The organism is Paenibacillus sp. TY11 (assembly GCF_059772165.1).
In genome coordinates this window covers 101,401-124,534 of record NZ_JCBAIQ010000011.1, presented here as the reverse complement: position 1 = coordinate 124,534, position 23,134 = coordinate 101,401, and the positions used below count along the sequence as shown (strand labels likewise).

Here is a 23,134-nt window from a genome sequence, read left to right as displayed (position 1 = left end):
TTAGCCCAGCTTATTTTTGAAAACCCTGTCTTATTTGTGATAAATTTTGGATAAATCCTCGAAAATCACGACCGGCTTTAACACAGCCTGATCAATACCTCCATACTGCTTGTCGAAGGCTACAATCGTTTTGGTATAAGCAATCGGGTAGATGACAGCATCCTCAGCCAGCAACTCTTGTACCTTTTTATAAATTTCTCCACGTTTAGTCGTATCCGACTCACCCGCGCCCTCTTCCAGCAGCTTATCCACTTCTTTATTTGAATAATGCGAATAGTTGGAGGACGATCCGGTGCTATACAAAATACGATACGCGTCAGGGTCATACCCCATGATATAGCCGCTGATCGCCAGATCGAAGTCCTTGGCATTCGTATCGACGAATTTTTGCGACCATGCCGAGGAATCCATGCTGTTCACGTCCAACTGAACGCCAATATCTTTGAACTTCTGCTGGATATAGAGCGCTTGTGCTTCCTGTACCTTGTTGCCGCCCGGAATGATAATGCGCAGCTTCAGTCCTTCAGCTCCAGCCGATTTCAGTAGCTCTTTTGCCTTGTTCACATCATTATTGAAAAATGCAACGTCATTCGTGTGATACAGTACGTCCTGTGTCAGAGCAGATTTCGCAGTGTCGGCATAATCCTTGGAGCCATAGGATACTTGAATCAACTCATCCTGATTCAGCGCATAAGAAAGCGCCTGACGAACTTCCTTTTTGTTCAACTGCTTCGTATCACTGTTTTCATTAAACATCAGGTAAGCCAAGCGACCTTCGCTGTAAGGGAAAATGTCAAACTTATCTGTTGCTTTAATGGTATCCACGTTTTGCGGGTCGAGATAGTTTACATTGATCTCACCATTTTGAAGGGCCAAATTCGCAGCATTCGAATCTTTAACAATCCGATATGTCACAGAATCCAGATGCGGCTTGCCGCCAAAATAGTTATCGAACCGTTCGAGTGTAACGTACTCACCGGTTTTGTACTCTTTAAATTTGAAAGGACCTGATCCAATCGGGGTGTTGTTTTTAGTACTTTTCTCAATATCCGCTTCATTCTCGAAAATGTGCTTCGGAATCGGGGATACCTGTACCAGTGCTGCTTCAAAAGCAGGGGCTGGCTGAGGCAGCTTGAAGTCCACCGTTGTATCGTCAACCTTGCTCGCCTGAACCGGCTTGCCGTTAACCATAAAATTACTTCTCAAAAAGCTGTGCTGCTTCTCATCCAAAATTTTGTTAATGGTGAAAACGACATCGTCAGCTGTCAGTTTCTCGCCATCATGCCAAGTCAGATCTTTTTTCAGCTTCAGTGTATAAATCAGCTTGTCTGCTGAAGGAGTCAGGCTATCTGCCAAATAAAATGTCTTCTTGCCATTGTTCACCTGAAACAAAGGTGCGAATATCGCCTGGTCTATCGTCAGACTTACCCGGTCACCCGCATAGTTCGGATTCAGCACCACCGGATCAGCTTGCACACCGATGATCAGGCTACCGCCATCTTTTGGCTGTCCGTTATCAGCTGTAGTGGCGTCTGTGCCGGACGTATTACCATTTGTCGCAGACGAAGATCCCGAATTCCCGCCAGAGCATGCACTTACCACTAACATCAATACGATTAGTACCCATACACCAGTCAAATTACGACGCATCGCTATAGCCTCCGAATTCTTTAAGTATGTAATAAAAAATAGTATAAATCGGAATAGTCGGATTTACAATCGGTCAAAAACTGTTTATTCCCCTTGTCATTAGCATTCCAGACATTATGTGATCGAATTCAGCAAAAAAACACCCGTTAAGGGTGTCTTCAGAGTATCCACAAACTGATTAGTGCCAGGATGGCAGGCAGGCCTTGTTTTAATAAAATAGACTTATTGGCTGTTAATGCACCATACACCGCAGCCACCACCACGCAAATGACAAAGAATAGTTGGATTTGCCGCCCGATCACAGTATCCGGATAGAACAAGCCCCACACCAATCCGGCTGCCAAAAAACCGTTGTACAGTCCCTGATTTGCTGCCATGGATTTGGTTACTCCTGCCAGCTCCTTCGATGTACCGAACGTACGAATCGCTCGCGGGGTCGTCCACAGAAACATTTCCAATATTAAAATGTACACGTGCTCCAGAGCTACAATTCCAACCAATATTGAACTAAGTAAGCTCAAGTATATTCCTCTTTTCCACATAAAGTTACTATGAGGTAATTTTTAGATCTATCCTCAAAAAGTATAATTCATCTTCCAAAAACAGTAAAGAGACCGAGCCTAAGGCCCGGCCTAATTTCTACATGAAGCCTTACATCGTTCTCGCAAAATCCAACAAAGCTTTGGACATGCTGTTGATCTCATCCGTAGATGCATTCACTTGCTGCGTTAGCGCGGCCTGTGTCTGTGTCAGCGTAGACATGTTACCGATATTGTGCAAAATCCGCTCGATGAGTGTCTTCATTTCTTCCAGACTGGTCTCGATATTCCCGGTCGCATTAGCACTGTGAATGGCAAGTTTTCTCACTTCATCTGCAACTACCGCAAAACCCCGCCCCTGCTCGCCCGCACGCGATGCCTCAATTGCAGCGTTCAGACCCAGCAGATTCGTTTGATTCGCAATCTCTTTAATGAAGTTGGAAATGTTTTGTGTCTCTTCTGCACTGACTTTGGCCTGATTCGCCGCCTCTGTCGATTGCTCTTGAGCCGTAGCCAGCTCCTGCGCCTGATTACTAACCGAGTTGACGCCGTTCACCATTTCCGTAATGGAATCGGAGAGATGTTGGATTTTGAGCGTGAGTTCATCCGCAATAGCCTGCTTTTCCTTTTCCATTGTTATATCACGAATGGTACCCGCAATACGAACGGGCACTCCCTGACTGTCACGCAATGTTTTTCCACTGCAATGATACCACCGATGTTCACCATTCTTACGCACTAAACGGCATTCCATTTCGTACGGTGTGCGTCCCGTATAATCATTTAAATGATCATTCAAAACCTTAATCGCCATTTCGGCATCCTCAGGATACAGGATTGAAGCCCAACTGCTAAGCTTGCTTGGGAAATCTTGCTCGTCCTTAAAGCCCAGCGTTGCGCGGAATTGCGGTGACCACCAAAATGTATTATCCGGATTTTCTATATTTCCTCCAATAATGTTTACATCGTAAGGAGCCTCTACCAGCACAAGGTTAATGAGATCGTATCTTGTAACCATGGCCTCCAACTCTTCGGACTTAATCTTCTGGTCATGCACATCCAATAAAGCCCCCGCAATACGAAGCGGCACTCCCTGCTGATCGCGAATGGTCGTTCCGGTAGCCCGGAACCAGCGGTATTCTCCATGCTTCAGCTTCAAACGATACTGTACGTCATAAGGCGTCTTTCCCGTGTAATCCAGTAAATGATCTGACAATTCTGCCAATGACCTGTCATGATCTTCGGGGTGCAGCCGGGATGCCCAGCTGTCCAATACATTGGGGAAGTCCTTTTCGTTCTGATACCCCAGCATAGCACGAAATTCTTCTGACCATGTGAACGTATTACTTGGATTGACGGGATCACCTGCAATCACCTCCATGTCCCATAAGCCAATCTCTATAGCCTTGGTAACAAGCTTCAGACGGATGTCAACATGTTGAGCATCATTTTTCATGGACTCAAGCACTTGGTTGACATTGTTTGCAATTTCTTGAACCTCGGAAGATGCTGAGGAAACTTGTATTGTGGCGGAATAATCCTTCTGCTGTATTCTTTGTGAAAGTTTGCGGCTTTCCTCTACTAAAGGAGCAAGTGAGTGGGTCTCATTTTTCTTAAGAAACATATATGATCTTCCCTTCTAAGCCAATATATAAAACGGTATAGTTTAATATCGGAATTTTATTAAGAATCATTATAAATAAATCTAAAATTACATAGGTAAAAAGAACCGTTTTTTTATGCCCATATACCTATATATTCATACAAAAAACATCGAAAAATGTCGAAAAAGGAAAGGTCTGAACAAGTCTGGAAACGAAAAGAACACCTTCGCGTTACTTCGCAAAGGTGCTCTTTTTATCAACTATTCAGTTTATTGTATCTTATTTAATTGAAGCAACGTATTCCTCGCCTTTTTCTTTATCATATTGGCCTTCCCATTTGGACATGACCACAGCGGCAAGCGAGTTGCCTAATACATTGACTACCGTACGCGCCATATCCAGAATGCGATCAATACCAGCGATAAAGGCCAAACCCTCCAACGGAAGGTTCACTGCTCCCAGCGTAGCGAGCAAAACGACAAAGGAAGCACCCGGCACACCTGCAATACCTTTGGAGGAAATAATCAGCACTAGTACCAGTGTGATCTGTGTAGTGATCGGCAGGTCAATACCATACATTTGGGCAATGAAAATCGCAGCCAGTGCCTGATACAGGGTGGAACCATCCAGATTAAAAGAATATCCAATCGGAATGACAAAGGAAGTAATTCCTTTAGGACATCCGAACTTCTCCATCTTCTCCATGATCTTAGGCAGCACACTTTCCGAACTGGCCGTCGAGTATGCAAGCAACAGCTCGCTTTTCAAAATTTTAATCATGGTCCAGAGACGGGTACCGCAAAGCTTGGCGATAATTCCAAAAACAATCACAATGAACAGCACCATGGAGCCGTACACCGACAAAACAAGCTTCAATAACGGCCATAACGAGGCCAATCCAAACTTGGCCACTGTCGTTCCAATCAGTGCAAATACACCGAACGGAGCCAAGCGCATGACCTGATTGGTTACCCAGAACATGGCGTCGGCTACGCCTTCAAAAAAATTCAGCACGGGCTTGCCCTTGTCACCAATCGCCGCTACCCCTAGTCCAAACAGTACGGAGAAGAATATAATAGCCAGCATATCTCCCTCGCCGAGAGCTTGAATAACATTGGTAGGAACAATATGCACAATCGTATCTATAAAGCTATGGCCTGACTTTTCTGCAGTCTCCACATAGGAATGGATATCACTCTTGGCCAGGTGGGACATGTCCACGCCCTCACCAGGTCGAACCAGGTTGGCAACAAGCAGTCCGAAAAGGATGGCGATAGTCGTTACAATTTCAAAATACAGAATAGACTTTCCGCCAAGTTTACCCAGTTTTTTCATATCTCCGACGCCGGCTACGCCGATAATGAGCGTTGAGATTACAATAGGCACGACAATCATCTTGATCAAACGGATGAAAATATCGCCGATTGGCTTTAAGTAGACTTCCACCCCTGAATTGCCGTAAAATAAGGCACCAATAATAATACCTAAAGCCAGACCGATAAAGATTTGCATCGTCAAATTAATCTTTTTCACTTCGTGTCCCCCCCTGGCTGATCTGTATATTTTTGCAGTATGCTGTTCTTAATATTCAAATGATGTTATTTATACTACAATCTGATCTATAAAAAACGACAATTATCTACAGCTGCATTTATTTTTTTCTATAAATTCACAAACTTTAACGGCGAGCCTGTGAATTTAGCTTACATTGCCTTTCTGATTGAATACCCAGGAGGTGAATATGGATGAAGTTGAATACGCTCCTTTTCCTGCTCATGCTTGTATTTGTACCGCTCGCAGGTGAGCTGAATATTCACCCGTTCGCTAATACATTCCGTCTGAGCTTTGGTACGCCTGTATTTTTTTTCTTTCTGTTATCTATTCGTCATATTCCGCCTGCATTATCGGGACTGCTTACGGGTATAGCTGTAGTGGCCTTTCGCATCTTACTCAATCATTACACTCAGCCCGGCCTTCCCTTTGAAGAGTTGCTGATACTGCACGGCCCTACCTTTTTTTATTACATGGTTTACGGCCTGCTCTTTCAGGTCCTCAACATTAATGCTGAGCCTTACCGCGCACTCCGCGTGGGCATCCTCTCTGTAGGGATTGAGGTTGCCGCAAGTGTGTCGGAACTTAGCGTCCGGTGGAGCATTGACGGCGATTTCTGGGACATCATTAAGATCAGCAAAGTAGCTTTCATGGCTATGATCCGCAGCTTCTTCGTGCTTGGGTTCTATAATATGATTCGGTTAAATCAATCGGTTCAGCATGAAGAGGCACAAAGGCAGCAAACGGAACGAATTTTACTCCTTGTATCGGACTTGTATGAAGAGTCGGTCCAGTTAGGCAAGACGCTGTCACATGCAGAACAAATCACTCGTGAAAGCTACGAGCTGTACCGTGAACTGCAGCAGGATGAATCTCTGAAGGATAGAGAACATTACGCCAGACAGGCACTTCGTATTTCCGGACAGGTTCACGAGATTAAAAAAGACAGCCAGCGGATTTTTGCTGGTTTGTCCAAGCTGATTGATGCCGAAAGTGGAGTGCATTACTTGGCCTCTCAAGAGCTTGGGGAGCTAATCATCCGAACGAACAGCAAATACGCCCAATCACTGGACAAGTCCATTCGTTTTACCCTAGATGTCGATCCTTTGTTGCCCAAGCTACATGTTTATACCGTTTTGACACTTATTAATAACCTGACAGCCAATGCGGTTGAAGCAATGAGGGACAGCGGAAGGATTGACGTTTCCATTCGCTGTCTACCGGGAAAAGAGGATATAGCTTCCTTTAGTGTTACCGACAACGGTCCGGGTATTCCTCAACGGAAACGGGAAATGGTCTTCACACCAGGGTATACGACCAAGTATGATGAGGAAGGACAGCCGTCGACCGGTATGGGATTGTTTTATGTTCGTGAGGTTGCGGAGAGCCTTGAAGGAATGATTGAACTGCAACAGGATGAAGAAGAGAATACAGATAGGTTACAGACCACTTTTAGAATCATATTGCCTTTACGGAAACTGACGGAGAAAGGAAGATAGCCCGGATGCGTTTTTATATTGTGGATGACGATCAGGGGATTCGTTCTATGCTGGCAGACATTATTGAAGACGAAGGTCTAGGGGAAGTTATCGGGGAAGCGGAGGATGGTTCCTACGTGAATAGCGGCCTGCTGGAGCTGAACCGGATTGATGTATTGCTGATTGACCTGCTGATGCCGCTTCGTGACGGCATTCAGACCGTGCGTGCACTCGGCGATCAATTCAGCGGCAAAATCATTATGATTTCTCGCATCGAATCCAAAAACATGATCGGCGAAGCATACTCGCTCGGTATTGAATATTATGTGGCCAAGCCTTTGAATCGACTGGAGATTATTGCAGTTATTCATAAGGTGGCTGAGCGTCTGCGCATGCAGCAGTCGATTACGGATATTCAGCGCACGCTTCAAGGGTTGTCGATGTTCACAACGAATAACCCAACGGCAACAATTGAACCGACCCGAAACATCGTAACTTCCGGGCAGTTTCTGCTCTCCGAAATGGGGATGATCGGCGAAGCCGGGAGTATGGATTTACTGGACATGCTGGAATTTCTGGACCAGTATGAGGAGGAAACAGGCAATCTATCTCCCTATCTGTTCCCGCCGTTGAAGGATATATTTGCTAATGTAGCGTCCAAACGGTTGGGGGCTTCAGCCTCAGCAGTAGAGCTGAGTAAGGAAATCAAAGCATCCGAGCAACGTGTCCGCCGCGCTATTTTCCAGACACTAAGCCATATTGTATCGCTCGGATTGACCGACTATACCCATCCTAAATTTGAAAATTATGCATCCAAATTTTTTGATTTTACAGAAATCCGCAAAAAAATGCTGGAGCTGCAAAACAATGTGGAGCCTTCACTGTCCCAAGCCCGCATTAATACGAAAAAGTTCGTACAGGTGCTCTATATGGAAGCAAAACGGCTATTACATTAAGCATTTTGCATAAATCCCAAGAGTATTCACAAATCAGCAATATATAGATCGGAACGGGTTAGTCCGTCTATATATTGTACCTTCGAGCGTTGGGAATCGAATTATGCAAAAATGCTGACATTAAAAGAAAAGCACCTGCATCTCCCCATGTATCTATTACTTGGAGATTAACAGGTGCCCATCGTTGATGATTCGATATCCCTTTAGTCCAGACTCTTGTCCTGCCACTCCATAGCTTCCAAGAGATCTACACCATCGGACAGCAGACGTTTCAAGACATTCAGTTCTTCCGAGCTGTAACGATTTAAAAATTGAAATAACTGTTGCTGTACCTCAGCATGCAGCCGCTCATGCACAAGAAAGAGTTTTTTTCCCAACGGGGTTAGCCGAAAATAAATTTCTTTTTTGTTGTCGTTCAGCTGGGTTCTGCGAATCCAGCCTTCCTTGAGCAGCTTGGTGCTGACTTTTGAAACTGTACCCTTGCTCAGCTCCATTCGTTGCGCTAAGGTTGTAACATTGATCGGCTCATGCCGCCCGATACAATCCATAACGTGCACATCCGTCATATTGAGCGAAGTCATTCCATCAAAATGCTCGCGGATTTCTTCGAGAAAGGTCATGCTCTCTCTCTGCTGATGCTGCTCCCACTGATGATTCATCTTAATAAGCAAATCATAAACATGCTGAACCGATGTCGCCTTTTCCATACGAACAAGTAGTCACTCCTTTGGCATACTCCTCCTTTCATTATAGCCCACATTTGTTTCACAAGAAACAATATGGTCATGTTATGAACATACCCTTTCCCCTTTATACCAATGTGGCAATGCCGTCCTTAATCACACTCAATATATCCGTTTGTTTCATAGAAATGGCCCAAGCGATATACCCATCCGGACGGATGAGAACCGTATGCACATCTCTCCATCCCACTGGCAATTCTTCGGCTACGGCCTCCACATATGAAATATGTGAAAGTGAGCTATGGCGAAACTCATTCGATACCTCATTATCCTGTGCAAGATGGAGAAGTACAAAGCGGCCTTCATGAAGAAGATCGTAAGCATACGTTGTCATTCCGTCAGGCAAATGCAATTCAAAATCAGCAAACCGTTTCCCGTTCAGTGGATGCTGCGGTATATTGCCAGCCGCCGGATAACATACATCCAGTGCACTAATCTGCTCTGCCATAGATTGATTAATTTCCGGATGGCGGAACCATTCCTCATGTAATTGGCGGTGTGCCAATACAGCAGGCGTAAAGTCCAATAAGCGGGTCTGAACCTCGGTATTCCGTAAGAACTGCGTATTAACCGGATAACGTTCGTCATGATAGCTACTCAGCAGCGAGTCCGGAGCCCAGCCACGAATCACTCCGGCCAGCTTCCATCCCAGATTTGCCGCCTCTTGCAAGCCAACATTCATTCCCTGTCCACCTGCCGGGAAGTGGATATGCGCAGCATCACCTGCTAGCAGGATTCTCCCTTTACGATACGTCTCTGCCTGCCGCGTTGCATTCCCGAATCGAGATAGCCAACGAGGATTGGATGCTCCAAGATCTGTACCGAGAAGATAGTGCAGTTCTGTCTTCATTTCTTCCAGCGTTACAGGTACGTCTTTCGGGACATGCATCAGATGGGGTGTAGTCAAAATAACCCGGTAAATATCCGGAGAAACGGGGGCAATCATCACCCCACCCCGCTCTGTGTATTCGGAACGTATTCCATTTTCAGGAGGAACGGCCAGCTCTACATCCGCTAATACAGCAGTCAGAGTAGTATCCGTGCCAGGAAAAGCAATTCCCGCCTGTTTCCGCACAATACTTCCCGCCCCATCCGCTCCTACGACATAAGCCGCAGTCATTACCGATACATTTGCTTGTGGACCGGATGCGCGTACACTCACCACTTCTACGCCTTGCTCCTGCTCCCGCACAGATACCACTTCCTCGCCACGATGGACGACAACTCCCAGCTTGATCGCATGTTCCTCAATCACCTGCTCTGTAATCACCTGTGGGATAAACAACGTATAATTGGAGGAACTATCAAGAACGGAAAAATCCAAACGGGTATCCAGCATTGCAAAATGCCCCGTACGTATAGGTCTGCCATGCTTCATAAATCGTTCCTTCATTCCACGCATATCAAACATCTCAAGCGTCCGTGGATGTAACGTTAGCGCGCGCGATTGAGGAATAGGCTCCTCTAAACGCTCAATTACACAAACACTTACCTTCGCCAGTGCCAACTCAGCAGCTAGCCACATCCCAACAGGGCCGCCGCCTACTACAATCACTTCGTAATCCATGCTTCACGCTCCTTTGTCTAAAATTTATATTTCCACCACCTAATCGTTTCTCTAGAAACAATATATACATACGAAAAGCTCCCCTTAACATTTCCGTATATATACAAAAGAATATCTAACTATGACATTTCGTTTCCTTTGAAACAATTTTATTTTAGTTTAATTGAGAATAATTATCAACTATTTTTTAATAGTCATTCCTGTCCCTCTCCAAAAAACCACGTGATCATTTTCATTTCGGAAAATATAATTGTATAATCGTTAAATGAGAATAGGCTAGAAACAAACTCTCCATAGAAGGGATGATGATACATGTCGGATGCAAACCAATTATTCGGTCAAGCACTGGTTAAATCACTGATCGGAGAACGTGGACATATTCGAGTGGCTCGGGCTTTGCCAGACATCGACGTCGAGCTGGCAGGGAAGAAAAATGCAGAAATGCCTTACAGCATTTATCAACTGTTGAAGCATATGATTTACTGGCAGCAATTTATGCTGGAGCATCTGGAAGGACGGAAGCCCCAGCTTCCGGGCAATGTCATGGAAAGCTGGCCCGAAGAGACCGGACCGCAAAACGAAGAGGCATGGCAGGCTGTCATTAACGAATTTTTACAGGGCGTAGATCGGGCTGTGCAGATTGCCGAAACCGCGCAACTGGATGATTCACTGGCTCATTTCCCAGGTGAAACGAAAGCAGGACTGCTGCGGAATATTGCTTCCCACAATTCATATCATTTGGGTGAAATCGTACTGCTGCGCCGGATCTATGGAGCTTGGCCACCACCAGGAGGCGGCTTTCCCGCTTAAAGGGTGCAGAATTTAGGCACAGCGAGAAACGCACCCGCGTATCCTATGAGGGAACCCGCTAAGCTCGATTTGAAGCCGTTGATGCATAATTAGGAGCAATCCGAAAAACGGTTCCCATGATGCAAGATCAAAGAGAGGTTTCGAGGATATGAAGAGACTCTTATATTTAAATCGTAATATCGCCTGTATGATCGTTATCAGCCTTATTGCTAACATGAGTGGAAGTATGATCCTTCCACTCTTTGCTATTTATGTAGAGCAATTCGGGATATCCGCACTCGGCATGAGCATTTTATTTTCTCTGTTTTATGTGGGAAGATTCCTTGGTGGGGGCTTGGCAGGACGAATTTATGAAAAGATCGGCGCAAAACGCTTGGGGTTGAGCTTGCTCATCGCTGAAATCGCTTGTATGCTCCTATTCCCGGTTGCAGAAAGCTTCATCATTCTATCCATTCTTAGACTCCTTCAAGGCTTGGTAGCTATAGGGCTAACCGTCTTTGTAAGAGTCACCATCAACCATATGAGTACCCCAGAGAATCGAGGCACTCTCAATGGATATATCAGCAGCAGCGAAGGGGCAGGTACCATTTTAGGGCCTATCATGAGCGGAGTGATTGTTTCCTATTTTACTTTATCTGTTCCGTTCTATTTCGTTGCTATTTTTTCTTGCATATCCTTCGTTGCCGTCTCCAGAATGACCTTCCCCAGTCCCTCTTCCAAACCTCAGCAACAGCACGAGCCCCTTCATGAGCCGAAAAGAAAAACCATGCTAACGAAACAGCTATTGCTCTATTCCACCGTTCATTTCCTTGAAATGAGTGCATTCGCCATTTTTTTAACGTACTTCTCTGTGTACGCAACCTACAAGCTCCATTGGAGCCCTGTAGAAATCAGCCTGGCTTTTACAATCATCGGGATATCGACGTTTGTATCGGCACCCTTTATCGGCAAAGTATCCGACCTGCTCAAAGATCGCTTAATGTTCAGTATCATCGGCCTGTTGCTGATCATAGTGGAAATAGCCTTGTTTCTGTGGTTCACAGAACCGTGGATCGTATACTTGGGGATGTTCATCGGAGGCATTGGCGGAGCCAGTTACCTGGATTCTTTTTACTCGCAACTAGGGGATGTTATTCCTGAAGAAAGCAGAAGCTCATTTATCGGCAACGTCGTATCCCTTTCAGAATTAGGGGCCATCGTTTCTCCAATCATCGCAGGCGCACTCATTGAACACTTTAACATAAATGCCCCTTTTTATTACAATATGATATTGGTGCTTATGGCTATCGTTATCCAATACTTCATTCGGTTAAAGTCGAAATCTATAAGAAAAAGGCCATTTGCATAAGCAAGTGGCCTCCTTTCTTTTCATTACAGCTCCAACTCGACTGCAACCCCGAAATGATCCGATACAACCGGTCCTGTTTTCCCGTTCAGTACAACGGTTGAGGATTGAACCTGTGCCGCCTTATTGGAGAAAATATAGTCAATACGGAGCGGCTTCGCGTTACTTTCCCAGCCTGCAATAGCTTTGATGACCGTGTGGCCTTCATCACGTACTGCTGCATTCGGATAGGTATCCGACCAGCCAGATTGCAGTACATAGTCATATCCTTCTCCGCGCACTTCTGCCGCATTGTTGAAATCACCCATCATAAACACAGGAGTCGGGGCATAAGAATTCAGCACTTTTGTTGTACGATCCCATAGTCCACGGAAGGATTCCTCATCATTCCACCAGTTATAGTGTCCACTTACAAACCAGGCCTGCTCCCCGTCCACCACAGTTTGAATGCCGACAATTTTACGCGAACGGTAGTTGTCATAATCCTGTAGTGAGGAAACATATTCGTTCACCGTATCTGTAATCGGTGTTTTGGACAGAATCGCCAAACCCTCATCGTATTTGACAAAACCAACATGCGCGGGAGCCCACGTCCAATGATAAGCTTCGGACAATAGCCCGTTCAGCACATAAGCATAGTTATCACGCTTAATGACAACTTCAGGATCTGCGCTATAGTAAGTGCCCAAATCGTCCGGTGACAAAGGAGTCTCTTCCATGGACTGGTTCACTTCCTGCAAAGCAATGACATCAAACTGCTGTTCATCAATAAAAGCAGCCAGTTGCTTTAGCTTATCGTGCTGGTTTTCTTCCATCCAAGCATGTGCATTTAAGGTTAACAACTTCAAAGTAATCACCTGTTGAGTATGTCTTGTATATCTGATTTAAGCACATCGGCCTTCGGCCCGTAAACCGCCTGCACCCCATTGTCTACTTTAATCAAGCCCAGGGCACCCAGCGCTTTCCACGTCTTTTCGTCCCCAACGGCATCTGTATCCTTCACCGTCACTCGTAGGCGGGTCATGCAAGCATCCACCTCGACAATGTTCTGCTCACCCCCAAGAGTCTTGATGATATCCGTAGCCAGTTGATTTTGCGGGGAAACAGCCGCCACACCATCTACCTCCGTACTCCCCACCTCGGAAGTCCCCTGAGGCTCCTCATCCGTATAGTTCCCCAGTCTTCCCGGCGTAGCCATTTGGAATTTACCGATCATAAAATAAGCGATAAAGTAGGTTGCTACCGCAAACACAACACAAGTCAGCACGAAGTTAATAATATCCTGCACCAAACCCGCATTTATAGACAACGGCAATCGGGTCAGCAGTTCAATCATACCAAACGAATGTAAACGCAAATGTATGATGTCGGCCATTCCGAACGCAATACCGGTAAGAATAGCATAAACCACATACAACACAGGTGCCACGAACATAAACATGAATTCCAGCGGCTCCGTCACCCCTGTTAAAAAGACAGCTGCAGCAGCTGAGAAAATCATCGACTTGTACTTGCTGCGTTTATCTTTGTCTACACGGCGATACATAGCCACTGCCAGTCCCATAAGGATTCCCGCTCCGCCGATCATCTGTCCTACCTTGAAGCGGGCAGGCGTCACGCCTTCCAACAAGCTATTGTAGGCTGCCGGATCGGTACCACGAAGCGTACTCAGGTCACTTGCCCAAGCCAGCCACAGCGGGTCCTGCCCGGCAACAACGCTTCCTGCCCCGGAACCCGTAAGTGTCGTGTAAACGCCACCAAGTTGAGTATAGTTAATAGGAACGGTCAGCATATGGTGAAGTCCAAAAGGAATCAGCAGTCTTTCCAGTGTACCATAGACAAATGGAGCTACAAAAGGAGCCGACTCTCCCGAAGTCGCCAACCAGATACCGAACTGATTAATCCCCCCCTGGACAAATGGCCAGATGGCAGACATGATCAAACTTACGATGACAGACCATAAAATCACGACAAAAGGAACAAAACGTTTACCGTTAAAGAAGGCTAAAGCGTCTGGCAGCTTGCGGTAATTGTAGTACTTGTTAAATACCACGGCCCCGACAAATCCAGAGATGATACCGACAAACACACCCATATTAAGTGCAGGCGCCCCTAAGACAGAGGTAAAATAGCCACTAACCGGGATGGATGCACCAAAAAGAGTGTGGGTGGTGGCTCCCTCCTGGGTTAGCATTTTCGAGGACACACCCAAAATCGTTCCTGTTGAAATATTAATGAGAATAAAGGCAATTAAGGCAGCAAAAGCTCCTCCCGCCCGTTCCTTAGCCCAGGAACCACCAATCGCCACGGCAAACAGAATGTGTAAATTATTGATAATACCCCAACCCAAATTCTCCATGACTCCGCCGACAGTCAACCAGACTTGAACATCGCCAGCCAACATCGCCACTACTTTACCGAGCGAAATCATAATCCCAGCTGCCGGCATGACAGCAACAACCACAAGCAGTGCTTTCCCAAGCTTTTGCCAAAAATCAAATGATAGAAGTTTTTTCATTCTCCTTCAATCTCCATCCCTTATAGTATGTATAGCATTGTTCGCACTCTATAAATATTATGCAATCGGTTGCACGATTATTATAATGATATCGCTTTCTATTGGCAATACCCTAATTGTAAATATCTTGGTTAATGATGATAGAAATACTCGAAAAAGCCGCGAATTTGTTGATTTTCGAGCAATATCGTATGATAGAACATAATATTTCCTGCTTGAGATAGCAAAAGGAGACGAAGACGATGGCAGTAACCATCAAAGATGTCGCAAAACGTGCTAATGTTGCTACTTCCACCGTATCCCGCGTCATTCAAGACAGCCCCAAAATCAGCGAAGCCACCAAGGCACGTGTCCGTAAAGAAATGAAGGCGCTTGGCTATGAACCCAACTATTCAGCTCAGAGTCTGGCTAACCGTGTCACACAGTCGATTGGCATTATTATGCCTGAATCGGATGTGGCAATCTTTCAAAATCCGTTCTTTCCGGAAAGCCTCCGCGGGATCAGCGAATGGGTAAATGAGCACAACTATACACTGTCAATTGTGACAGGAAAAACGAGCGATGAATTGCTATCTCGCGTAAAGCTGATGACCCGGACCGGACGCGTTGACGGCTACATTGTCCTGTACTCCAAGCAAAAAGATAGCATCGTGGAGTATTTTCATAAAGAAAAAATACCCTACACCGTAATCGGCAAGCCTCAGCAATTTGTCAGTGAAACCACCCATGTAGACAACGATAACTACCAGGCTGCCAAGGATGTGGTCACTTATTTGACTGGGCTGAATCATCAGCGCATTGCTTATGTTGGCGGTGATCGTGAACACATCGTGAATATTGAAAGACTCCGAGGCTACCAGGATGCGCTGCGAGAGGCGGGCTTGCCTCTACCGGAGGAATACGTGGTCAGGGAGCCTTTTAATCTGGAGGACATGCGCACGTTATTGCAGGCTTCCCCGCCGCCTACCGCTATGATCGTTAGCGACGACCTTGTAGCCATGGCAGTACAGAAAATGCTTTCTCAACTAGGCGTATCCATGCCAGAGCAGCTATCCATGGTGAGCTTTAATAATTTGATGTTGGCTGATCTGATGAATCCCCCTCTTACTTCCGTGGATATTGATATCTTCACCCTTGGTTATCAGGCAGCCAAAAGCCTGATCGAGAAAATCGAAGACCCCAAGGAATTGACCAAACACATCATTGTTCCCCACCGAATCGTGGAACGCGAATCCAGCCAGGCACTATGATTCTCCGAGGAATGAACAAAAACTGATTTTGTGGACATCCATAAAATCAGTTTTTTTGCGTTGACAGGGCAAACGGTTGCACTATATACTGAACTCGCTCATATACTGGTTTCGTTAAAACAACGATCTCATTTTCCGAGAGGGGTACGCAATCATGGTTTACAACCGATTATTTGACGTAGATAGTTGGAAGCTGACAACCCACACTCTACATAGCACACACATGCGATTACAGGAAAGCATAACGTCCATAGGCAACGGTTATATGGGCATGCGCGGCAATTTTGAAGAAGCTTATTCAGGTGATCATCATCAGGGAACTTATATCTCCGGTGTGTGGTTCCCCGACAAAACCAAGGTCGGCTGGTGGAAAAATGGCTATCCTGAATATTTTGGCAAGGTCATCAATGCCATGAACTTTATCGGCATCAGTCTGATCGTAAACCAGGAGGAAGTAGATTTATTTACGGCACACATCAGTGATTTTGTGCAGGAACTGGACATGAAGCAGGGTATTCTGCGGCGCGCCTGCACCGTGAATGATCAGGTTCGTATCACTACGGAGCGTTTTCTGAGCATCACCACTCGTGAGCTATGCCTGATTGATTACCAAGCTACGAATATAAGCGAGCAGCCTCTAACCATAGAGCTTGTCCCCTATCTGGACGGCAATACGAAGAATGAAGACACGAACTATGATGAGGTTTTTTGGTTGGAGGAGGCCCGAGAGGTTCAAGAACAATTCATCAGCCTGTCCACAACAACTATAGATAATCCCTTCGGTATTCCGCGCTTTACCGTAAACGCTACCATGGGTATTGTGACCGAGGGACAGGATCAGCAGACGACGGAAGAGAGCTTTTTGTATGCTGCACGCCACTATCAATACAGCGTCGCTCCAGGCGACAGTATCTATCTGCAAAAAATTGTGGCTGTTACCACCTCACGGGATATGGAAAAGGATGCACTGATTCCACAAGCTGAACGCATCGCCGTGGAGGCTGTGAACAAAGGCTACACCTCCCTCAAGCAGGAGCATGTCGCAGCTTGGGCCAGACGTTGGGACAAAGCAGATGTAGAAATCGAGGGAGATACAGAGGCCCAGCAGGGAATACGCTTTAACATTTTTCAGCTGTTCTCTACGTACTACGGCGAAGATGCCCGTCTGAACATTGGTCCCAAAGGCTTTACAGGTGAAAAATATGGCGGTGCCACCTATTGGGACACAGAAGCATATGCCGTACCTATGTACCTGGCGCTCGCAGACCCGGATGTAACCCGAAATCTGCTGCTGTACCGCTACCAACAACTTGAGGGTGCCAAGCATAACGCTGCCCAGCAAGGGCTACGAGGTGCACTATACCCTATGGTCACTTTTACAGGTGTGGAGTGCCATAACGAATGGGAGATTACCTTCGAGGAAATTCACCGTAACGGGGCCATTGCGTATGCCATTTACAATTACACCAACTATACAGGTGACTTGACCTATCTGTATCACTATGGAATAGATGTACTGGTCGAAATTAGCCGCTTCTGGGCCGACCGGGTTCATTTTTCCAAAAGCCAGCAGCAGTATATGATCCACGGGGTTACCGGGCCGAACGAATACGAAAATAACGTCAATAACAACTGGTATACCAACACGCTGGCTGCATGGGTTTTAAAATATACATTATCGGTCTTACCTCAAATTTCGGCAGAGAAATCGGAGCATCTGGCGGTTACGGCTGATGAGCTTGCGCATTGGCAGGATATCATCACCCACATGTATTATCCCTATGATGAGGAGCGGGGTATTTTCGTACAACACGATACCTTTATGGATAAGGATCTGCAGCCTGTGTCCTCCCTTGATCCAAGTCATCTGCCGCTAAATCAGAAATGGTCATGGGATAAAATTCTCCGTTCCTGCTTCATTAAGCAAGCGGATGTGCTGCAAGGACTATATTTCTTTGGAGATCAGTTCACGCTGGAGGAAAAAGCACGCAATTTTGAATTTTACGAGCCAATGACCGTTCATGAATCCAGTCTGTCCCCGTCCATTCACGCCGTGCTGGCCGCCGAACTCAAAATGGAGGAGAAGGCAGTCGAGATGTATAAGCGGACGGCCCGTCTGGATCTGGATAACTATAATAACGATACCGAAGACGGACTTCATATCACTTCCATGACGGGAAGCTGGCTGGCGATTGTACAGGGATTTGCCGGGATGAGAACGTATCGTGAAACATTAAGCTTTTCCCCCTTCCTGCCTCAGGGCTGGAACAAATATACGTTTAAAATCAACTATCGCGGTCGCTTGCTAAGTATTCTCGTACAGGAAAATGAAGTAATCATTACCCTGTTGGACGGAGAACCCCTGACGCTGGAGCTGTATGGACAGCCAACGCACATTACCAGTGGGCAGCCGTTAATGACGAACAGTGTTTCATAAATCGGGCAGACAGGGGGAAACCAAATGAAGGCAGTCATTTTTGATCTGGACGGAGTCATTACAGATACCGCCGAATATCATTTTCAGGCATGGGGCAGCTTGGCGGCAGCGTTGGGCATTCCTTTTGATCGAGAATTTAATGAGCAGTTAAAAGGGATCAGCCGTACGGAATCGCTCGACAAAATACTGGCGCGCGGCAACCTGTCCGATGCGTATTCAGACGAAGACAAGCGAGAACTGGCCACACGAAAAAATACGGAGTACCAGCGGCTCATCTCGGCTTTGACCCCGGCAGACGTACTACCAGGCATCCGTCCGCTTTTGACGGAGCTTCGTGAAGCCAGAATCGGCATCGCGCTGGCCTCTGCGAGCAAAAATGCAGCGTTTATACTGGAGCGGCTGGAGCTAGCGCACTATTTTGACAGTGTGGTGGATGTTACAGCCATTCGGCATGGCAAGCCTGACCCGGAAATTTTCCTCACCGGAGCCGCCAATCTGGGCGTTCAGCCTGCCGACTGTATCGGTGTAGAAGATGCACAGGCTGGCATACAGGCGATCAAGGGTGCCGGGATGTTCGCGGTCGGTGTAGGAACGCCTTCGCAAATGCAAGGCGCGGATATCGTGGTAGCCACTACAGCCGAGCTGTCTTTGAGCACGTTGGAGGAACATTTTATCGAGTTCAAAAAATGACTACACTTGGAGTAGTTTATATGGCGTCATCCCAGAGACGGACACCTTTTGGTGTTCGTTTTTGCTTGTACTGGAAGAAGGGAATACCCCCCTGTGACTCTAAGACTCCTCATTTTCTATCATCGTAGAATACATGAAGTTCGGTTTTATCCCATGAATATTTATCACCATTTTACACATATTACATGTATATCATGATTTAAGCTTTTGAAGGGGGAAGAGTCATGGCAAGATCACTTGAGGCGAAATTAGATCATCTAAAAAAGACTCTGGGTCATCTTCCTGACGTCGTCTTCAAAAAAATGGATGTGGGGCAAACGGGAGTTCATGTAGCTATGGTCTATCTCTCTGGCATCGCGGATACAAGTATGATTAACGAACAAATCGTTAAGCCGCTCATTTTAACTGGAATTCGTGAAAACCACTCCCAAGTTAATCCGGAAAAACTGAAGGAAGAACTGGTACAGCAGACGGCTTTTACGATCAATATGAAAGAAGGAACAGACCTTGAGGCGTGCGTAATTGAAGTATTATCGGGAAATACTTGTCTGCTGATCGAAGGAACCGATGAAGCCTTCTTTGCTGCTACAGGCAAGTTTCCTCAGCGAAGTGTCAAGGAACCAAGCACCGAGATTTTGGTGAGGGGACCGAGGGAAGGTTTTATCGAAGATTTGGAAAGCAACCTGGCAATGGTAAGGCGGCACATCAAAGATATCAGTTTTAAAATAGATAAAATAACTATAGGAAGAAGATCTTCCCGAAAATTAGCGATCTTGTACATATCGGATATTGCAAATCCGGAGCTGGTTCAGGAAGTGAAGCGAAGAGTCGAAACGATTGATGTGGACGATGCTTCCGATACCGGGATTATTGAGCAATGGATCGAGGAACATTCGTGGTCTCCGTTCCCTCAGATTCAAGCCTCTGAACGCTCGGATAAAGCTATAGCTGCTTTAATGTCAGGAAGAGTCGTCATTATGCTTGATGGCACCCCTTTTGTCCTGATTGCTCCCATGACCTTCTGGATGCTGGCTCAATCCCCAGAGGATTATTACGAGCGTTTTCCCTTGGGAACATTTTTCCGTATGCTTCGTTTAACGGCGATGTTCATTGCAACATTTCTGCCTTCGCTGTACGTCGCACTCATTTCTTTCCATCCCGGACTAATCCCGCCCGAGCTGGTAATATCTATCGTTGCCTCAAGGGAAGGAATTCCTTTTCCCGTCTTTGTGGAGGCTTTAATTATGGAAGTGGCATTGGAAATATTGCGCGAGGCCAGTCTGCGGCTACCCAAAGGGATAGGACAGGTCATCGGTATTGTAGGCGGTCTTGTTATTGGACAAGCAGCTGTTGAGGCCGCGGTCGTAAGTGCTTTCCTGATTATTATCGTTGGTCTCACCGCAATTGCATCCTTTGCAAGCCCGCAGTACAGCGGAAGTATTGGAATTCGCCTTCTTCGGTTCCCCATTATGATGATTGCAGGGATTTATGGGCTGTATGGCGTGATTTTATCCTTTATTTTTTTGGGTGTGCACATGGTCCAGATCAAAAGTTTTGGAGTTTCTTTCATGTCACCTCTAGCCCCGATTCGGCTAAGAGATCAACAAGATACTTTAATTCGGGCTCCTTTTAAATACCTCAAAAAGCGTCCTATGATGCTAAAGACACAGGACGAAACACAATCTAACAGGAAAAGGAAGTAAGCCTATGATCGCTTTCATCTATCTGTCTCGTCGAATCCTATGGGTGCAAAAATGCGTTGCCGTATGGATCGCATGTGCTCTCCTCACCAGTTGTTGGGACAGCAGGGAAATCGATAACTTGAGTATCATTCAGGGCGTCGCCATTGATACGGATCAGCAGGATATGCTGGAACTTACCTATCAGCATTTAATAGCGCAGAAATCCAAAAAAAATATGTATAGCAACGTAACAACCTTTAACAAAGCTTCCATTCAGACTGCTTCCAGGGAACAGGCAAAGCTAGTGTCCCGTGCTCCCTTATATAGTTTTATTCGTTTGATTTTGATTAGTGAACAAGCTCTACAAAAAACAAGAATCGACCAATTGTTAGATACGTTTACCCGTTCCTATAAACCGAGTCGAAAATCACTTGTTATGATCGTAAAGGGCGATGCGAAAGAAGCGCTCAATAAGATCGGCAAACATAAAGAGATACCTTCCATTGACCTTGAAGCATTGGCTAAAAATAGCGCTTTCAACTCTAAAATACCTCATAAAATAACATTAGGGGAAATTTCCACTCATATTTCACAAGGAGCTGACTTCGTCATTCAATGCCTAGAAACCAATGAAGGCAACCACTTCTCAGGCGCAGCATTAGTCAGCGGCAAAACGAAGAAATTTGCCGATTGGCTAAATGAAGAGGATGTCATCGGGATCAACTGGATGCTTGGAAAAACGCAGGGTTCAATTATTAAAACGGAGGAACCAAAGTCAGAGCAACCCATGGTCTTTGAAGTTGAGGATGCCCACAGTAAACTTATCCCCCACCTCAACGGACAAGATCTTTCCTTCACGGTTCGTATCAAAGCAGATATCAAATTAAATGAAAACTTGGATATTTCCTCCGATTTCTTGAAGGAACCGTTCATCCGAACCGCTAAAGAAGCGGCGCAAGAAGAAATCAAACAGACCGTATCCCAATCGTTAAACACGCTTCAAAAAAAAATGAGATCAGATGTAGTGGGTTTCGGCACAAAGGTAAAAGTGAACTATCCCGCTTACTGGGATCGGGTAAAGGAAAATTGGCAAGATGCATTCAGTCAAATACCGATCGACGTTCAGGCTGAAGTACAGATTGAACGAACTGGTGCTTATACAAAAGGAGAGGGAGCGTAATGTCCAACATACCTTCCATGAAACAGGAAAAAATCTCTACCCTTCAAGCCTTACTTACAGTCACTTCGACCGTGTACGCTGTGGGAATTGTCAGTTTACCAAGAACCATCGCGGAGAAGACTCAAACGCCCGACGTGTGGCAGGGACTTTTGCTGGCAAGTCTGCTTGGGGTAGGCGTCGTTTTTATCAATGTTAAATTGTGCCAGAGGTTTCCAGGGAAGACGTTCTATGAGCTCAATCCCGTAATCGCAGGTAAATTCGTCGGCCTTCTCATCAATATTGCATTTATTGTACATTGCACGATGATCTGCTCTCTTGTATGCAGAATGATGGCGGAATTCCTCAAAGGCCTTGCATTGGAAAGAACGCCATTAAGCATGATTCTCTTGCCGTTTCTTCTGCTTATTGGGTATTTGACCTGGGGCGGTCTCCATGCAATGGTTCGATTGGTCGAGCTTTTTTTTCCTTTAACCTTTATTGTTTTTTTATTGTTGATCATCCTCAATATCAATCATTTTAATCTTGATAATTTGCGCCCTGTTTTCCATAAAGGATGGCATCCGATCTTCGAATCTCTTAAGGTTATACCTTTCTCGACAATAGGTTTTGAATCCCTCCTTATATTAACTAATGTGATGGTCAATCCACAAAAAGCATGGAAGGCAGGGTGGATCGGCTACTCAATTGCAATGGGTTTGTATCTCTTGATGGTAACGATGGTCGTTGGCTGTATGTCGGTTGAGGAAGTTTCCCGATTGCAATGGCCGGTCGTTTCTTTTGCACAGCAAATTGAATTCCCCGGCTCGTTCCTGGAACGGTTTGAAATATTATTTATCATTTTGTGGACGATCAAAATTTTTATGACCGCCGCAAATTATTATTTCTATATGGTAGCCGGAATCAGCCAACTCACCCAAAAGTGGAACAGATACATCTGTTATCTCCCGTTAATTTTAATATTTTCCCTGAGCATGTATCCCCAAAACTTTATTGAGATAGGCAATTTCGATAAAATATCAGGTTATTTTGGAATTATTATGGGAGCGGCAGTACCCTTGGTGCTTCTTGTTATCTCCATGGTCTTCCACCGAAAAGGCAATCCTGATGGCAAACAGTAAGGGGATTCCCCCCAAA

18 protein-coding genes are annotated in these 23,134 nt (G+C 45.7%); 10 read left to right on the top strand and 8 right to left on the bottom strand.

Annotated elements, in window-relative coordinates:
• Positions 1-30 precede the first annotated feature (30 nt).
• From AC6EJC_RS14460 to AC6EJC_RS14445, 4 genes are all read right to left on the bottom strand, one after another.
• Positions 31-1,650, bottom strand: coding sequence for an ABC transporter substrate-binding protein (locus AC6EJC_RS14460; protein WP_444954563.1), 1,620 nt, complete (start codon positions 1,648-1,650; stop codon positions 31-33).
• Positions 1,651-1,808: 158 nt separating this feature from the next.
• The gene (locus AC6EJC_RS14455) at positions 1,809-2,171 is read right to left on the bottom strand and encodes a DUF1304 domain-containing protein (protein WP_444954562.1); all 363 of its coding nucleotides are present in this window, start codon (positions 2,169-2,171) and stop codon (positions 1,809-1,811) included.
• 130 nt (positions 2,172-2,301) lie between these two features.
• Positions 2,302-3,813 carry a methyl-accepting chemotaxis protein gene (locus AC6EJC_RS14450; protein ID WP_444954561.1) on the bottom strand — a complete coding sequence of 504 codons (1,512 nt, stop codon included), beginning with the start codon at positions 3,811-3,813 and terminating at the stop codon, positions 2,302-2,304.
• Positions 3,814-4,072: 259 nt separating this feature from the next.
• Positions 4,073-5,326, bottom strand: a complete 1,254-nt coding sequence (locus AC6EJC_RS14445) for a cation:dicarboxylate symporter family transporter (RefSeq protein WP_444954560.1) — start codon at positions 5,324-5,326, stop codon at positions 4,073-4,075.
• A 212-nt stretch (positions 5,327-5,538) separates the two neighbouring features.
• Here AC6EJC_RS14445 and AC6EJC_RS14440 point away from each other — a divergent pair, with 212 nt between their 5' ends.
• Positions 5,539-6,843: a sensor histidine kinase gene (locus tag AC6EJC_RS14440; RefSeq protein ID WP_444954559.1), complete on the top strand. Its 1,305-nt coding sequence runs from the start codon at positions 5,539-5,541 to the stop codon at positions 6,841-6,843.
• A gap of 5 nt (positions 6,844-6,848) precedes the next feature.
• Entirely contained in the window at positions 6,849-7,778 is a 930-nt protein-coding gene (locus AC6EJC_RS14435; protein WP_444954558.1) for a response regulator, read from the top strand.
• 203 nt (positions 7,779-7,981) lie between these two features.
• On the opposite strand, the gene AC6EJC_RS14430 is transcribed toward AC6EJC_RS14435, so the two are convergent.
• On the bottom strand, positions 7,982-8,485 hold the full coding sequence (locus tag AC6EJC_RS14430; RefSeq protein ID WP_103048420.1) for a MarR family transcriptional regulator: 504 nt from the start codon (positions 8,483-8,485) through the stop codon (positions 7,982-7,984).
• A gap of 103 nt (positions 8,486-8,588) precedes the next feature.
• The gene (locus tag AC6EJC_RS14425) at positions 8,589-10,088 is read right to left on the bottom strand and encodes a monooxygenase (RefSeq protein WP_444954557.1); all 1,500 of its coding nucleotides are present in this window, start codon (positions 10,086-10,088) and stop codon (positions 8,589-8,591) included.
• 312 nt (positions 10,089-10,400) lie between these two features.
• Here AC6EJC_RS14425 and AC6EJC_RS14420 point away from each other — a divergent pair, with 312 nt between their 5' ends.
• Positions 10,401-10,898: a DinB family protein gene (locus AC6EJC_RS14420; RefSeq protein ID WP_444954556.1), complete on the top strand. Its 498-nt coding sequence runs from the start codon at positions 10,401-10,403 to the stop codon at positions 10,896-10,898.
• A 148-nt stretch (positions 10,899-11,046) separates the two neighbouring features.
• On the top strand, positions 11,047-12,246 hold the full coding sequence (locus tag AC6EJC_RS14415) for an MFS transporter (protein ID WP_444954555.1): 1,200 nt from the start codon (positions 11,047-11,049) through the stop codon (positions 12,244-12,246).
• Between the two features lie 23 nt (positions 12,247-12,269).
• Here the strand turns inward: AC6EJC_RS14415 and AC6EJC_RS14410 are convergent, their stop codons facing one another.
• Together AC6EJC_RS14410 and AC6EJC_RS14405 are read right to left on the bottom strand one after the other, a co-directional pair.
• Entirely contained in the window at positions 12,270-13,091 is an 822-nt protein-coding gene (locus AC6EJC_RS14410) for an endonuclease/exonuclease/phosphatase family protein (protein ID WP_444954554.1), read from the bottom strand.
• A gap of 5 nt (positions 13,092-13,096) precedes the next feature.
• Positions 13,097-14,761 carry a PTS transporter subunit IIBC gene (locus tag AC6EJC_RS14405; protein ID WP_444954553.1) on the bottom strand — a complete coding sequence of 555 codons (1,665 nt, stop codon included), beginning with the start codon at positions 14,759-14,761 and terminating at the stop codon, positions 13,097-13,099.
• Between the two features lie 242 nt (positions 14,762-15,003).
• Between AC6EJC_RS14405 and AC6EJC_RS14400 the strand changes: the two genes are divergently transcribed.
• The 6 genes from AC6EJC_RS14400 to AC6EJC_RS14375 all read left to right on the top strand — a co-directional run bounded on the left by AC6EJC_RS14400 (position 15,004) and on the right by AC6EJC_RS14375 (position 23,118).
• Positions 15,004-16,011: a LacI family DNA-binding transcriptional regulator gene (locus AC6EJC_RS14400; protein ID WP_444954552.1), complete on the top strand. Its 1,008-nt coding sequence runs from the start codon at positions 15,004-15,006 to the stop codon at positions 16,009-16,011.
• A 154-nt stretch (positions 16,012-16,165) separates the two neighbouring features.
• Entirely contained in the window at positions 16,166-18,448 is a 2,283-nt protein-coding gene (locus tag AC6EJC_RS14395) for a glycoside hydrolase family 65 protein (protein WP_444954551.1), read from the top strand.
• A 24-nt stretch (positions 18,449-18,472) separates the two neighbouring features.
• A complete protein-coding gene (gene pgmB / locus AC6EJC_RS14390) occupies positions 18,473-19,138 on the top strand; it encodes a beta-phosphoglucomutase (protein WP_444954550.1) in 666 nt (221 codons plus the stop codon).
• Positions 19,139-19,362: 224 nt separating this feature from the next.
• Entirely contained in the window at positions 19,363-20,841 is a 1,479-nt protein-coding gene (locus tag AC6EJC_RS14385) for a spore germination protein (protein ID WP_444954549.1), read from the top strand.
• A 4-nt stretch (positions 20,842-20,845) separates the two neighbouring features.
• Complete coding sequence (locus tag AC6EJC_RS14380) at positions 20,846-22,000, top strand: Ger(x)C family spore germination protein (RefSeq protein ID WP_444954548.1); 1,155 nt, start codon at positions 20,846-20,848, stop codon at positions 21,998-22,000.
• A gap of 17 nt (positions 22,001-22,017) precedes the next feature.
• Positions 22,018-23,118, top strand: coding sequence for a GerAB/ArcD/ProY family transporter (locus AC6EJC_RS14375; RefSeq protein ID WP_444954547.1), 1,101 nt, complete (start codon positions 22,018-22,020; stop codon positions 23,116-23,118).
• Positions 23,119-23,134: the final 16 nt, after the last annotated feature.

Bases quoted from the DNA above. Each gene is read 5' to 3' on its own strand.
- AC6EJC_RS14460 (WP_444954563.1), bottom strand. From the start codon at position 1,650: ATGCGTCGTAATTTGACTGGTGTATGGGTACTAATCGTATTGATGTTA.
- AC6EJC_RS14450 (WP_444954561.1), bottom strand. From the start codon at position 3,813: ATGTTTCTTAAGAAAAATGAGACCCACTCACTTGCTCCTTTAGTAGAG.
- AC6EJC_RS14440 (WP_444954559.1), top strand. From the start codon at position 5,539: ATGAAGTTGAATACGCTCCTTTTCCTGCTCATGCTTGTATTTGTACCG.
- AC6EJC_RS14435 (WP_444954558.1), top strand. From the start codon at position 6,849: ATGCGTTTTTATATTGTGGATGACGATCAGGGGATTCGTTCTATGCTG.
- AC6EJC_RS14430 (WP_103048420.1), bottom strand. From the start codon at position 8,485: ATGGAAAAGGCGACATCGGTTCAGCATGTTTATGATTTGCTTATTAAG.
- AC6EJC_RS14425 (WP_444954557.1), bottom strand. From the start codon at position 10,088: ATGGATTACGAAGTGATTGTAGTAGGCGGCGGCCCTGTTGGGATGTGG.
- AC6EJC_RS14420 (WP_444954556.1), top strand. From the start codon at position 10,401: ATGTCGGATGCAAACCAATTATTCGGTCAAGCACTGGTTAAATCACTG.
- AC6EJC_RS14415 (WP_444954555.1), top strand. From the start codon at position 11,047: ATGAAGAGACTCTTATATTTAAATCGTAATATCGCCTGTATGATCGTT.
- AC6EJC_RS14405 (WP_444954553.1), bottom strand. From the start codon at position 14,761: ATGAAAAAACTTCTATCATTTGATTTTTGGCAAAAGCTTGGGAAAGCA.
- AC6EJC_RS14400 (WP_444954552.1), top strand. From the start codon at position 15,004: ATGGCAGTAACCATCAAAGATGTCGCAAAACGTGCTAATGTTGCTACT.
- AC6EJC_RS14395 (WP_444954551.1), top strand. From the start codon at position 16,166: ATGGTTTACAACCGATTATTTGACGTAGATAGTTGGAAGCTGACAACC.
- pgmB (WP_444954550.1), top strand. From the start codon at position 18,473: ATGAAGGCAGTCATTTTTGATCTGGACGGAGTCATTACAGATACCGCC.
- AC6EJC_RS14385 (WP_444954549.1), top strand. From the start codon at position 19,363: ATGGCAAGATCACTTGAGGCGAAATTAGATCATCTAAAAAAGACTCTG.
- AC6EJC_RS14380 (WP_444954548.1), top strand. From the start codon at position 20,846: ATGATCGCTTTCATCTATCTGTCTCGTCGAATCCTATGGGTGCAAAAA.
- AC6EJC_RS14375 (WP_444954547.1), top strand. From the start codon at position 22,018: ATGAAACAGGAAAAAATCTCTACCCTTCAAGCCTTACTTACAGTCACT.